Origin of the sequence: Aquibacillus albus (assembly GCF_016908325.1) — a bacterium.
GTDB classification, from domain to species: Bacteria; Bacillota; Bacilli; order Bacillales; family Amphibacillaceae; genus Aquibacillus_A; species Aquibacillus_A albus.
Genome location: NZ_JAFBDR010000004.1, coordinates 42578 through 54885 on the forward strand (window position 1 = coordinate 42578; position 12308 = coordinate 54885).

Consider the following 12308-nt stretch of genomic DNA (forward strand, 5'->3'; position numbering starts at 1 on the left):
GATTTGCTGAATTCCCCAACCAAATATTGGATAAGCGGATGTATTGCATTTTGTTGCTAAAGCCCCTAAACTTAATCATATTCTACTGGGAACCGAGGTAATCATAATGAACAATAATCATGAACTGAAAATAGGCATCCTGTACGCAGCAGGGGCATATATATTATGGGGATTTCTCCCGATTTATTGGAAAGCGATAGACGGGGTTTCTGCTGGGTCCATATTGGCACACCGTATTGTTTGGTCACTGGTCTTTATGGTCATTTTATTGCTCGTGACAAGAAGCTTTAAACGATTTATAAAGGAAGGAAAGCGAATCCTTCAAGATAAAAAAAGACTGGCGGGAATTACGCTAGCTTCCATCTTCATAAGTCTTAATTGGCTTATTTTTATTTGGGCAGTAAACAACGATCATGTGATTCAAGCAAGTCTCGGCTACTATATTAATCCATTAATTAGTATTCTGCTTGGAATGCTCATCTTAAAAGAAAAGTTAACGAAGTGGCAATTATTTTCATTTATTTTAGCAGCAATTGGAGTCCTATACTTGACGCTTAATTATGGTGTTTTCCCATGGGTGTCGATTGTACTTGCGTGTTCATTTGGGTTATATGGCTTATTAAAAAAGACCGTCAAGATTAGCTCAATGTTCGGTCTTACGATTGAAACATTAATCGTTTCACCAATTGCATTGATTTTTTTAGTTTATCAGCGAATCGATATAGGAACTCTTCCAGAAATATGGAATACAACGACGGTTTTACTAATTTTATCAGGAATTGCAACAGCAGTACCTCTTTTGCTGTTTGCAAGTGGAGCAAAACGAATCCCTTTATCCATGATTGGATTTTTGCAATATTTTGCCCCTACCCTCATGTTAATTTTAGGCGTATTCCTATATAATGAGGAATTTACCAATGCACATTTCGTTGCATTCCTCTTAATATGGACGGCACTTGCGATTTATACTGCATCGAAAACAAAAGCCTTTAAACAGGTAGAGCAAAAAATGGTGTACAAACGGAAATCTTTTGAAGAGGACGTTCAAAAAGTCACCAAATGAACAAATAATGGAGCCGCAAATCACGGCTCCATTATTTGTTCTTATTCAATATCTAAGTGGTAGTTGGAACGAGGTTTCTTGGGCCCGCGGATCTCCAGAATTCCATTGTTATACTTTGCTTTTGCAGTTCGTTTATCAATTGCATAAGGCAACTGAACGGTCCGCTCTGTGTGATAGTATTTTCTTTCTCGCTGATAAAACTCATGCTTTTCATCATACTGTTTTACATCTTCATCATTCGTTAATGAAATGTTTACGCGATCCCCGCTAATATCTACTTTAATATCTTCTTTATTAACCCCTGGCAGTTCTGCTTTTACGATCCATTCCTTATCTGTCTCAAACATATCGACAGGAATTCTTGCTGGCAATGATTGATTTTGAAAGAATGAATCAATGGAATCCAAAATATTTCTTGGCGGTTTATTTGTAAAAAAGTCATCCATTTTACGTAAAAAGTCGGAGCCCATCTCTTGAAAATCAGGCTTTTTCTTTGGTCGCCTTGGTTCCTCACCCATAAGTATTCCCTCCCTTTCTCACTTTTTTACTATCAGCTTATGTACCAGACTTTCTATTTGACATAGACATTCGCTCAGTTTTTTTTATCAAAAGGCAAGATGAGCTTCCAAAAAGTGGTTGACGGATTGGGAATATTAACCTATACTTTTTACTAAGTGATATTGTAATCTCTTATCAAGAGCGGCAGAGGGACTAGGCCCTATGATGCCCAGCAACCTTCAAGTGTAAAGCTTGAAAAGGTGCTAAATCCTACAGGTCACCGATCTGGAAGATAAGAGGAGGAACGGAAAGTGCACAGTCCCTCTTCTTAAAAGAGGGGCTTTTTCTTTTGCCTCTACCTCTAACCAAGCGAAGCATCTTCTCCAAACGTCCTGAAGGATTTAACAATTGTTCGTACCTAGGAAAATAATTTGAGGAGGAATCATTGATGGGAAATTCTTTTGATTTTCAAGGAACAGAAACACAATTGCTTCATGGAGGACAAACAGCCGATCCAACAACAGGATCACGAGCGGTACCAATTTACCAAACGACTTCTTATCTTTTTAAAGATGCAGAGCATGCACAAAATTTATTTGCATTAGCTGAACAAGGAAATATTTATTCCCGTATTATGAATCCAACGGTTGATGCCTTTGAACAACGAATGGCGCTACTAGAAGATGGTGTGGCAGCAGTAGCTACTTCTTCTGGGGCAGCAGCGATCACACTTTCTATTTTAAATATTGCCAACTCCGGAGACGAAATTATTGCTGATAGTAACCTATATGGCGGAACATACAATTTATTTTCGACTACCCTTCCGAAATATGGGATTCATGTGATTTTTGTTGACGGTTCTGATCCAGAAAACTTCCGTCACGCAATCACACCGAAAACGAAAGCAATTTTTGGTGAAATCATAACTAATCCTAGTCTCAATGTTTTTGATTTAGAAGTGGTGTCTAGCATTGCTCATGAACATGACATTCCGCTTATTATTGATAATACGTTTGCTAGCCCGTATGGGTGTAAGCCTATCCAATGGGGTGCAGATATCGTTGTTCACTCTGCAACAAAATGGATCGGTGGACACGGAACATCGATTGGCGGGGTAGTGATTGATGGGGGAAGATTTAACTGGAATAATGAAAAATTCCCTGGCTTTACTGAACCTGATAGTAGTTATCACGGCTTACGCTATGCACAGGACATCGGTGCTCCAGCATTTGCAATCAAATTTCGCGTACAGCTATTACGAGATATTGGTGCATGCTTAAGTCCACAAAATGCTTTTTATTTTTTACAGGGACTAGAAACGTTAAATCTACGTATTCAAAAACATAGTGAAAATACAGAGCGTGTTGCAGAATACTTATCAAATCATCCTGCTGTCGATTGGGTTACTTATCCTGGGTTGGAGGAGCATCCATCCCATGAACTAGCTAAAAAATACTTATCGAACACATTTGGCTCCATCATTACTTTTGGAATTAAAGGTGGTCGTGAGGCTGGCAGAAAGGTTATCGACAATATTAACCTATGGTCTCATGTTGCCAATGTTGGTGATGCAAAATCATTAATTATCCACCCTGCTTCCACTACACACCAGCAGCTAGATGAAGAAGGTTTAAAAAGTAGTGGTGTAACGGCAGAGCTTATTCGCTTATCCGTTGGAATAGAAACCGTTGATGATATTATTAAAGATTTGGATCAAGCAATTTCAAAAGCGACTGGAACAGAACCAACGATTGTTCCAACAGAAGCACAGGCAATCGAATGGGCTCTATCTTCGCCATTTGCTAGGGGAGATGGACAGGTTAGACAAAAGACAATCGCGGTCGCTGGTGTAGTGAATGAACCGACAGATGAAGGGTATCAAACCATTCAGAAGCTTCAGTCACTTGGCTATAATATTGCACCAATTGATGATCAAGAGGAAACATTATTTGGCGTAAAAACCGTGCCATCACTTCAATCTGTCTCTTCTGACATTGATGTTCTTTATGCAAAGGATGCAGCCTTTGTAGACGGCATAGAGGAAAGTAACGTGAAAATTCTTTGGTTAGAAAACGGAAATGAAGCAACGAAAAAGCTTGCAGAAGCAAACGGTATTGTTGTGGTTGAAAACTTGAATCCATTTAAAGAACTGGATCGAATCCGTCGAAATGAAACAAGGGAAACAGTTCGTGTATAAGATTGTATCCTTTCATTAAATGGAGGAAGTACCACTAATTTTCTTAAATCAGTGAATGTTCTGGTAGACACAAAAATAAAGAAACCATTTAAAGAAGGACAGGGAGACTGCTCCTTCTTTTTCTTTCTAAATCCCCCCCTTTAAATGAAAATATAACTCCTTTAAAATAGTTATTGCTAATTACGAACAAGTTATCATAAAATAAAGTATCCTAATTACTCGTTTTGTATCGATTAGAATAGGGAAAAATATAGTTAAATTCATTTAGGTGTGGTGTGCATGCGCAAGTCTATACTTATTATTTCAACATTCGCCATCCTCTTCCTTTTACTTGGAGTTTCATATTCTTTTGATCATTCAACAAGTTATGTTCCACATGAAGAAGAGATGAAAGATTCACAAATTATCGAAGAGGGACAACAGGAAGAAGAGGATAAGGAAGAGGAAGAACCTGAACAAAATCAAGAAGAACAGGCCAATCATAATATTGCCAGCAACATAAAAGAGACCGTTAAGCATGTGATTGAGGGTGCCGTTAATTTATTTATAAAAGAGGACTTATCTATTGTAGCGATAGGCGACTCCCTAACCCAAGGTGTCGGCGATGAAACAAATAATGGTGGCTATGTAGGGATTCTTAATCATACATTTGAGGAAATGGATCAATCGATAGATATTGTCAACTATGGGAAGCGAGGCAATCGGTCTGATCAATTGCTAAAGAGACTTGAAGATCCCGAAATTTCCTCATCGATTGAAAACGCTGACCTTACACTTATAACAATCGGCGCTAATGATATCATGAAAGTAGTGCAAAACAATTTTACCAACCTTCATTATGAACCATTTAGAGTGGAATTGGATGATTATGAAGATAGGCTTCGAGAAATAATTGAAAGAATGAAAACAATGAATCCGGAAACAGAGATTTATCTGCTTGGCATTTATAACCCATTCGAAAAATACTTTGGTGATATTGAACAACTAAACTTAATTATTGAAAATTGGAATCAAACGAACTTAGCTGTTGCAAGCCGTTATGATCAAGTAACCTTCGTTCCAATTAGAGACTTATTTCAAGATGGTGATGAAAGTTTATTCGCAGAGGATAAGTTTCATCCTAATATTAACGGGTATGAGTTAATGGCAGAGCGTGTCCTTCATTTTATTAAACCATCAATTGAGAAAAAGGAAGACTTCTAATTTAGGCTGCCGCTAATGCTGCTGTGTATTGCGTAAAGGACTTTGACATTTGAGAAAAGGTGAGTAGAAATGGACGGAATCAATAAATGGAAAGTACTAACGTACGGATTATTTAGTTTTATTCTTGCTTGTGTCCTTATTATTTTATTACTGATCATGTGGCCTGTGCCACATACACAGGTACCCGAAAAAGAATTTATTGAAGAGGAAGATGGGGCAGAATTCACCATTCGTTCAAGCAAAGAGAACCTAAATGAGCTTGTCAATGCCTATGTTGATAAACTTTTAGATAACAAAGGCGACAAATATACGGTTGACTTTGGCGATGATGTCCACCTAATGGGGTCGATTGAAGCTTTTGATACAGAAATTCCAATCTCCATTAGATTGGAGCCGGTTGTCCTGGAAAATGGAGACTTAATCTTAAACCAAAAAGAAATTTCTTTAGGATTATTACATCTTCCAAATAAAAGAGTGTTGCAATATTTACAAAGAAATATTCCTACACCTGAATGGGTAGTCATTAATCCAAAGGAAGAGAATATTTATGTTGCCATTACGCAAATGGATATTAAAAGTAATTTTAAAATAAAGGCTCAACAGTTCGACTTAAAAAATGATAACATTTCGTTTCGAATAAAAGTTCCAAATGAAACGTTAGGCTTATAGTTTTAGAGAGAGAACAAGACTAGGAACTGAACTCAATCATACTTCTGGTTTGATTGAGTTCAGCACTAGATTGGCATTGAACTATATGAGCCTCGGCGTTTTCGTTACATTCAGCACCTTTTCTCTCCTTGTATTGCACGAATTCACTTAAAAGGTCCATTCTCCTTAGCGGCCTATAACAGAAACTTTTCCCACATCTGTCTGCACATGAACTTTCGGTGAGCCACTTCCCACCTTCTTATAATAACTTTTGCCAGACATTTCGGAGACAATATCTAAATTTTTAACAGACACATCCCCGACATTACTCTGAAGGCTTAGCAATAAACTGGTTGGTTGTTCTTGGACAGATACTTCTGCTTCTCCTACATCTGTTTTCACCATGATATCATCTGTAAACGCAACCATATCCATCTCCACTTTTCCCGTATCTGTTTCGATCGTAAATGCACCGACTCCCTGCCTCACATCAACTTTTCCTACATTACTTTTTAAAACTGCTCTTTCACTAATCACACCTTCTATATGAACGGCTCCGACGTCAGAACTTGCTATTAGCTCATTAATCGTCAAGTAATCTATATTTATCTGACCAACACCTGTTTTTACATCAACCTTTTGATAGGTTTTTGCAGGTAATTGAACATCTAACTGTAATGATTCATTAAAACGAAATAGAGAAGTGATATTAAATTGGAACCCCTTATCTTTTTGCCTGGTTTCAATCGTTAACTTTTCATCATCTTCTATGACATCAAATTGCAATTGCTTATTTAATGATTTTCCTTTTAGTTCGATGTGGATCGAATCATCGATACTTTCTGTTACGTTGACTTTTCCTACATCCATTATGATCTCTACAGATTCGATTGCCTCTCCATCAACAACCTTTGACTCTTGAATAGTATTTTCTGACTTCATGGAAAATACATCTCTACTAAAAGTAAGAGAGCCTACAATACCTATAATGAAAAAAATAAACGCAATAAGTGCAACTTTTTTCATACCCGTCACCCCTTAATGACCCGAATATTAAATTTTACATATGTTCCAATTCCTTTAATTAATCCTTTACCGACATACATCATACCGATGGAAATAAGCACACCCAAACTAGAAACCGTTAAAACAATAAAAAATTCACCGAGCACATTTGCTGCCTGCCCAAGAACAATGGAGACAAGCCAGGCCAGTGGTGTTAAGGAGAAGGCTATTCCAACGGCTGAAAACGATAGATACACCGCAATGATTGCTACTACTGGACCTAGCAAAAAAATTAAGTTGAAAAAGAATAAACCAATCGCAGCAATGATGACTCGGGAAATACTTGTCGTTGGGTTCCCCTTTTCTATTACTTGAACATCGACATCTGCTAATATATCATCTGCAATCATTTTCGGAATTCCCAATGCAGCTGCAACCTCGGCCTCTGTTTTTCCTTCTGTAAAACCAATGTCAAACTGCTCTTCATATTCATCGATAATTTCTTTACGTTTCTGTTGCGGCACCTTTCTCAGCCGGTAGTCTAATTCCTTCAAAAAATCTTTTTTCGTCATCCTAATAACCCTCCTCCATCCATACACTTACATTGTGATTAAACACTCTAGATAATAAAATATGATTCCACTAAACAAATAGGCAAAGCAACAATCTTTTAGAAAGCAGTCTTACAATTTAATCAGTTATCCAGTTCTTTATTTTGTCTAGGCTATCTGGGTGGAATAGAATACCGTTATGGTCTGTATCTGCTATCACTTGAGGTGTTGTCGTGGAGTATTTTGTGAATAAGGGTTCATATTTTGTATGATCAAACTCCTCATCTTGATCGCCAATTAGGAGTAACGTAGACTCAGGTAGATTAGCCAGCGCTTTTTTATAATTATCAGGAATGCGTGACATGAATAATCGATAGCTTAGCGTTAATGTCTCTGTACCATGGAATAATTCTTCCGGCTTAAATCTTCTATATATTGGCAAATGATTCTGTTTCGTAAAACCGAGTTTATTTAGAAGCATGAGCTTAATCAGCCTTCCCATCCACACCTTGTTCTTTTCAGTCTCCTCGGTCTTCTTCATAATCGGAGCCTGAAAATGCACGAATGGGGACAACAGTAAATACTTATCTACCAAACTAGCAAATTTACTATCTGCAAACCGTATAAATGTCCCACCACCGGCAGAGTGACCGGCTAAAATTACTTTTGTAGATGGATATGTTTTCTTTAATTGCTTAATCAATTCTGCAATATCTTCTTCTTGCTGCCCAATATAATCAAGATCTCCTCTACGTATTGGGTTCTCTCCATAACCTCTTAAATCAGGAGTAAATACGTGGGCTAAATTTTCAGATGAAAGATAAGCAGCTAATGGCTCCAAATACTTGCTGTCTTCCCCAATTCCATGCAGTAGGATAACGATACTTCCTGGATTACTCGCTTCATAATGACGGTAATATAAATGGTTTCCATCTGTTGCTTGATAAGATAAAAGATCAGGTAAATTTGTTGCTGACATCAATATCCCCTCCGCTTTACTTTTCCTATATCTTACCAATTATTGGATAGAACGACAACGCGCAATCTTCCATCTAACCTTTGATTAAACCGTGCTTAAACGCATAAATAGCTGCTTGTGTTCGATCACTAACTTCGAGCTTACTCAATATATTACTGACATGAACCTTCGTCGTTTTTAAAGCAATAAATAATTCGTCTGCAATTTCTTGATTGTTTTTTCCTTGAGCAATTAATAACAAGATTTCCATTTCTCTTGCAGTTAACGATTCATGGGGATGGACAACATTTTTCGTTCTCATTTTCGATAACACTTTATTCGTTACTTCTGATTCGAACACAGACTCTCCCTCATAGGTGGAGCGAATCGCCTTCGCTATCTCGCTTGCCTTCGAAGTTTTCAGCAAGTAACTTGTCGCACCAGCTTCGAGTGCTGGATATACTTTTTCATCATCGATAAAACTAGTGACAACTATAATTTTTGCCTCTGGCCATGCTTGAACGATTTTTCTTGTTGCTTCAATCCCATCCATTTCATCCATGACTAGGTCCATCAGAATAATATCCGGACGGAGCTCCAATGCTAACTCCACCGCTTTTTTCCCATTGTCCGCTTCAGCTACAACTTCAATATCAGCTTGTGTGGACAGATAGGAACTAACCCCAATACGAACCATTTCATGGTCATCCACAAATAATACTTTAATCAATTCGTTCACCTTCTATATCAATGATTGGAACACGAACCTCTAAACGAGTTCCTTCATTTGGAATACTTATCATCCGAAAATTTGCACCAACTTCAGCAGCTCTTTCTTTCATATTCGTCAGTCCATAAGAGCCGGCACTATTTTCTTCCATGTCAAAACCAACCCCATCATCGGTTACACGTAAAATAACGAAATGGTCTCTCTCCACTAACCAAACGTCTAATGTAGTTGCTTTTGCATGCCTTAATGTGTTGGATATTGATTCCTGTAAAATTCGAAACAGGTGATCCTCTACCCCTTTACTGAGCTGTACCTGTTCCATTTTCCAATTGATTTCCAACGGAACCTTCTGCTGCAGCTCTTCTAATAGCTGTTTGACCCCTTCTGTAATGGATTTATTCTTCAATGCAACAGGACGCAGGTGTAAAAGTAAGGCCCTCATTTCTAATTGTGCTTGTTGTATAATAGCTTCTATTTGCTTTAACTGCTTTGTTAGCATTTCACTTTTATCCATCGTTGACTCATTCATTGCCGATACCATCATCGATGCTGCGAACAACTCTTGACTGACGGAATCATGAAGCTCTCTTGCCAAGCGATTTCTTTCCTCGGAAACAACTTGTTCGATTTGCTTTTCCTGGTCTTCTACTCGCTCATCAACTAAACGTTGTGTTCGTTTCGTTTGTTCATTGATGTATTGTTGAACCTCTTTTAACTTCAGCTGCAAGGATGCAATTTCGGTCATATTGATCTGTTTGTCTACCTCAAAATTCGTGCCGCGGTTTAATGCTTCCACCGATTGTACTACGATTGATAATTGCTTTCTACTTACTAGGCCAACAATCATTCCACAACCTGCTCCAACCACAAGTGATACTACTGGTGCAATCAAAACAAATGGTAGTTCAAACAAAGTTTGTTCCCATAATAAAGTCCAATCCTGTAGCGGAAAAGCAAGAAAAAACATTCCCCCCAACACTAAAAATAAACAAAAGGAATAGATTGCACCAAGGACAATCGAGCGATTAACAACCGTTTTCATCCTCTAATCACCTCGATTTTCCCAACAACCATCGAAGTAAAGATTTTAACTTTTTGATTCGTATCCGAGTAATTCGGTGTTTCCAGATGAAGCACCTTATTCCATACATTCGGTTCTACATGGTCCAATATTTTAACCGTACCAAACATAACCGAATGATGAACACTAACTTCCACATCATACGGAACACGAATCTGCACATTACCTACAAGATTACGGATGACAACTACCGGTTCACTTTTTGGAATAACTGTATAATTTAAATCAATAATGACGTCTCCGACAGCCGTTTGAATGTTGACATCTTGCCATTCATACGCACGGGGCGGAGTCTTTTGCTCCCCAAACCAATTATTCGTAAAGACAACCTTTTTTCGAACAATTTTTTCAGGTTCATCCGGTTCATGCTCAGTAAACTGCGGTGCATAATAAGCCGGATCTTGCTTTGACTTATACCATTTGTAAACAAAATAAATAACCCCGACCATTAACAAAACTTTAAATGCAATCGTGTTCATCACTGTAACCGCAAGGAAGAAGGCACCCACCCAAAACATGAATTTCCCACGAGGTCGATAATAGGTTTTCTTGCCAAAATAAACGAGCAATATAAAAATGACCGAAAAGATGAGGAGTCCAGTGTTAAGAAACAACAATTCGACAAGAAATAGAAGCATCGTCCCAAGCAACAGAATATCTACGATGCCTATATTCGCTTTATTAATCATAGGAGCTCTCCTCTGTTTAAAAATAAAGTCTCACTAAGGGGTCTGACCCCCTTAGCAATTCTCTCTTAAGACTACCATGAAACTACTTAGAAGCAACTCTTTTTTCGAGCTCTGCAAATCTTGCATCTAGCGTGTATAGACGATAATCCGATTTGACTTGATTTTCCAATCGTTCAATGTAGCTTTCCAATTCCTCAAATTTAGATGTGCTTTTGGCTGCCAAATCAGATTGCAGTACTTTATTCATTCCCTTATGTGCCCTTGCAACATTCTCCCTAGACTTTAATTCCATTCTTTTTACGTATAAATCCTTTAGTTTATGACGCATTTGAACATACTTGGTTTCCAGAAGTTCTAATTCGTTCCGTGCTTTATCTGTTATTTCCTGTAACTGCTGAACTCTTCCTTCATATTGAAGCTGCTCTTCTAATGCTTGCTCCTGTAATTCTGTTTCATTTGCCTCTTGAGCAATTGCTGCTTGACGCTTTCTTTTTTCCACCATTGCTTTCGCTTGCTGAAGCTCACGGGAAAACTGTTGTTTGATGTCATATTGCTTATCAACCAGATGCTTTATTTTTCTCGCTTCCTGCTCACATTCACGTATATATTGATTCACATGACCAATTGGATTTTTTTGCTCCTTTTGATCTAAAACTTCATGTAAGTCTGCGCTGATCGTTTCTTTTATTCTTGTAAATAGATTGCTCATTATTTTCGCTCCTTTAATTATTGTGTTTTATTCATAAATTTCTTCTAGATACTTTTGGTCCTTTTCACTTTTCCACTTTTTATAGGCATAATAAAGCACGACAAAGGAGGCAACGCCTATTAATGCTGGGACGTTCGACAAGGAAATAGCGATACCAAGTAAAATCGCAAATCCCCAAAGTACCTTTTCCATTGCTGTATTTGCTAAGATGAATTTTTTAATCGCATAGTAAGAAACAAGTAAACTTACCAGTAGGATAATCATCGGGCCTAGGTTGGCAAGAATGATGATACCTGCAACGATTGCAAGCAGGATTAGTAGGAATGTTTTCATTTTTTTATTCCCTCCTTTCATGCTCTTATCATACCGAGATTACTCGCCCGATTTAATGGCCCTAGGGTATATTTTTAACTAAGACCTTAGTCTTATCTTGATATAGGTCTCTAATGGCAAATTTGTGTAACGATAACTTATTTTTCAGGGAAAAGCATAGGAGTTACTTCAACTTGCTTTTTCTAATCTAACTCAATCTATAAAACTACTTAAAGCGATGATTACAAGTGAATGGACATAAACCCTTACATTTTTCACATAACTACATAAGCTACTAGTAGACAACGAAGGAAGTGTATTTTTCAAATCGTGCAGTATTTGCTGGAGAAGGCGTGGCTACGACGGAGGATTCATCTTATTAGATTCTACTAATGATCATAGGCGCTTCTTGTCGTTGTGACAGTTACTAAAGATTGAAGTTAGGAGGAATATTAATGGGCTTCGGATATGGTGGATATGGCTATGGTGCCGGTTATGGTGCAGGCTGTAGCGGCTATGGTGCCGGAGGAGGATTTGTATTAATTGTTGTACTGTTTATCCTTCTCATTATTGTAGGCGCAGCATGGTACTAAATTGTTAGAAAAGAGGCTGTCCCAAAAAATGGGGCAGCCTCTTTTTATGAAAAAATATACAATGGATGGTA

The 12308-nt window shown here is 37.9% G+C and carries 14 protein-coding genes and 1 riboswitch; of the genes, 5 read left to right on the forward strand and 9 right to left on the reverse strand.

Annotation, left to right across the window (positions count from 1 at the left end):
• Positions 1-106 precede the first annotated feature (106 nt).
• On the forward strand, positions 107-1063 hold the full coding sequence (gene rarD / locus JOC48_RS04955) for an EamA family transporter RarD (RefSeq protein ID WP_204497967.1): 957 nt from the start codon (positions 107-109) through the stop codon (positions 1061-1063).
• A gap of 41 nt (positions 1064-1104) precedes the next feature.
• Here the strand turns inward: rarD and JOC48_RS04960 are convergent, their stop codons facing one another.
• Positions 1105-1581, reverse strand: a complete 477-nt coding sequence (locus JOC48_RS04960; protein WP_204497968.1) for an Hsp20/alpha crystallin family protein — start codon at positions 1579-1581, stop codon at positions 1105-1107.
• Between the two features lie 169 nt (positions 1582-1750).
• A riboswitch (SAM riboswitch) is annotated at positions 1751-1860 on the forward strand.
• 149 nt (positions 1861-2009) lie between these two features.
• On the opposite strand from JOC48_RS04960, the gene JOC48_RS04965 reads away from it, so the two are divergent.
• The 3 genes from JOC48_RS04965 (at position 2010) to JOC48_RS04975 (ending at position 5630) form a co-directional block, all read left to right on the forward strand.
• On the forward strand, positions 2010-3758 hold the full coding sequence (locus JOC48_RS04965; RefSeq protein WP_204497969.1) for a PLP-dependent aspartate aminotransferase family protein: 1749 nt from the start codon (positions 2010-2012) through the stop codon (positions 3756-3758).
• A gap of 279 nt (positions 3759-4037) precedes the next feature.
• On the forward strand, positions 4038-4961 hold the full coding sequence (locus JOC48_RS04970; protein WP_204497970.1) for an SGNH/GDSL hydrolase family protein: 924 nt from the start codon (positions 4038-4040) through the stop codon (positions 4959-4961).
• Positions 4962-5030: 69 nt separating this feature from the next.
• Positions 5031-5630 (forward strand): YpmS family protein, encoded by a 600-nt coding sequence (locus tag JOC48_RS04975; RefSeq protein ID WP_204497971.1) that lies wholly within the window; start codon positions 5031-5033, stop codon positions 5628-5630.
• A 165-nt stretch (positions 5631-5795) separates the two neighbouring features.
• Here JOC48_RS04975 and JOC48_RS04980 read toward each other — a convergent pair whose 3' ends face one another.
• The 8 genes from JOC48_RS04980 to JOC48_RS05015 form a co-directional block, all read right to left on the reverse strand.
• Entirely contained in the window at positions 5796-6635 is an 840-nt protein-coding gene (locus JOC48_RS04980; RefSeq protein WP_204497972.1) for a DUF4097 family beta strand repeat-containing protein, read from the reverse strand.
• Positions 6636-6640: 5 nt separating this feature from the next.
• Positions 6641-7186: an HAAS signaling domain-containing protein gene (locus JOC48_RS04985; protein ID WP_204497973.1), complete on the reverse strand. Its 546-nt coding sequence runs from the start codon at positions 7184-7186 to the stop codon at positions 6641-6643.
• 118 nt (positions 7187-7304) lie between these two features.
• Positions 7305-8144, reverse strand: a complete 840-nt coding sequence (locus tag JOC48_RS04990; protein WP_204497974.1) for an alpha/beta hydrolase — start codon at positions 8142-8144, stop codon at positions 7305-7307.
• Between the two features lie 73 nt (positions 8145-8217).
• Positions 8218-8853: a response regulator gene (locus JOC48_RS04995; RefSeq protein WP_204497975.1), complete on the reverse strand. Its 636-nt coding sequence runs from the start codon at positions 8851-8853 to the stop codon at positions 8218-8220.
• Positions 8846-9895, reverse strand: coding sequence for a sensor histidine kinase (locus JOC48_RS05000; protein WP_204497976.1), 1050 nt, complete (start codon positions 9893-9895; stop codon positions 8846-8848). Before JOC48_RS05000 ends, JOC48_RS04995 begins: the two co-directional genes overlap by 8 nt.
• Complete coding sequence (liaF, locus tag JOC48_RS05005) at positions 9892-10623, reverse strand: cell wall-active antibiotics response protein LiaF (protein WP_204497977.1); 732 nt, start codon at positions 10621-10623, stop codon at positions 9892-9894. The genes JOC48_RS05000 and liaF overlap by 4 nt, the downstream gene beginning before the upstream one ends.
• Before the next feature lie 82 nt (positions 10624-10705).
• Positions 10706-11332 carry a PspA/IM30 family protein gene (locus JOC48_RS05010; protein ID WP_204497978.1) on the reverse strand — a complete coding sequence of 209 codons (627 nt, stop codon included), beginning with the start codon at positions 11330-11332 and terminating at the stop codon, positions 10706-10708.
• A gap of 27 nt (positions 11333-11359) precedes the next feature.
• Complete coding sequence (locus tag JOC48_RS05015) at positions 11360-11665, reverse strand: lmo0954 family membrane protein (RefSeq protein WP_204497979.1); 306 nt, start codon at positions 11663-11665, stop codon at positions 11360-11362.
• 434 nt (positions 11666-12099) lie between these two features.
• On the opposite strand from JOC48_RS05015, the gene JOC48_RS05020 reads away from it, so the two are divergent.
• Positions 12100-12237, forward strand: a complete 138-nt coding sequence (locus JOC48_RS05020) for a YjcZ family sporulation protein (RefSeq protein ID WP_204497980.1) — start codon at positions 12100-12102, stop codon at positions 12235-12237.
• Positions 12238-12308 lie beyond the last annotated feature (71 nt).

What these genes read in the sequence shown, in the direction of transcription:
- liaF (WP_204497977.1), bottom strand. Translation starts at nt 10,623, where the DNA reads ATGATTAATAAAGCGAATATAGGCATCGTAGATATTCTGTTGCTTGGG.
- JOC48_RS04985 (WP_204497973.1), bottom strand. Translation starts at nt 7,186, where the DNA reads ATGACGAAAAAAGATTTTTTGAAGGAATTAGACTACCGGCTGAGAAAG.
- JOC48_RS05015 (WP_204497979.1), bottom strand. Translation starts at nt 11,665, where the DNA reads ATGAAAACATTCCTACTAATCCTGCTTGCAATCGTTGCAGGTATCATC.
- JOC48_RS05000 (WP_204497976.1), bottom strand. Translation starts at nt 9,895, where the DNA reads ATGAAAACGGTTGTTAATCGCTCGATTGTCCTTGGTGCAATCTATTCC.
- JOC48_RS05010 (WP_204497978.1), bottom strand. Translation starts at nt 11,332, where the DNA reads ATGAGCAATCTATTTACAAGAATAAAAGAAACGATCAGCGCAGACTTA.
- rarD (WP_204497967.1), top strand. Translation starts at nt 107, where the DNA reads ATGAACAATAATCATGAACTGAAAATAGGCATCCTGTACGCAGCAGGG.
- JOC48_RS04990 (WP_204497974.1), bottom strand. Translation starts at nt 8,144, where the DNA reads ATGTCAGCAACAAATTTACCTGATCTTTTATCTTATCAAGCAACAGAT.
- JOC48_RS04980 (WP_204497972.1), bottom strand. Translation starts at nt 6,635, where the DNA reads ATGAAAAAAGTTGCACTTATTGCGTTTATTTTTTTCATTATAGGTATT.
- JOC48_RS04960 (WP_204497968.1), bottom strand. Translation starts at nt 1,581, where the DNA reads ATGGGTGAGGAACCAAGGCGACCAAAGAAAAAGCCTGATTTTCAAGAG.
- JOC48_RS05020 (WP_204497980.1), top strand. Translation starts at nt 12,100, where the DNA reads ATGGGCTTCGGATATGGTGGATATGGCTATGGTGCCGGTTATGGTGCA.
- JOC48_RS04975 (WP_204497971.1), top strand. Translation starts at nt 5,031, where the DNA reads ATGGACGGAATCAATAAATGGAAAGTACTAACGTACGGATTATTTAGT.
- JOC48_RS04965 (WP_204497969.1), top strand. Translation starts at nt 2,010, where the DNA reads ATGGGAAATTCTTTTGATTTTCAAGGAACAGAAACACAATTGCTTCAT.
- JOC48_RS04970 (WP_204497970.1), top strand. Translation starts at nt 4,038, where the DNA reads ATGCGCAAGTCTATACTTATTATTTCAACATTCGCCATCCTCTTCCTT.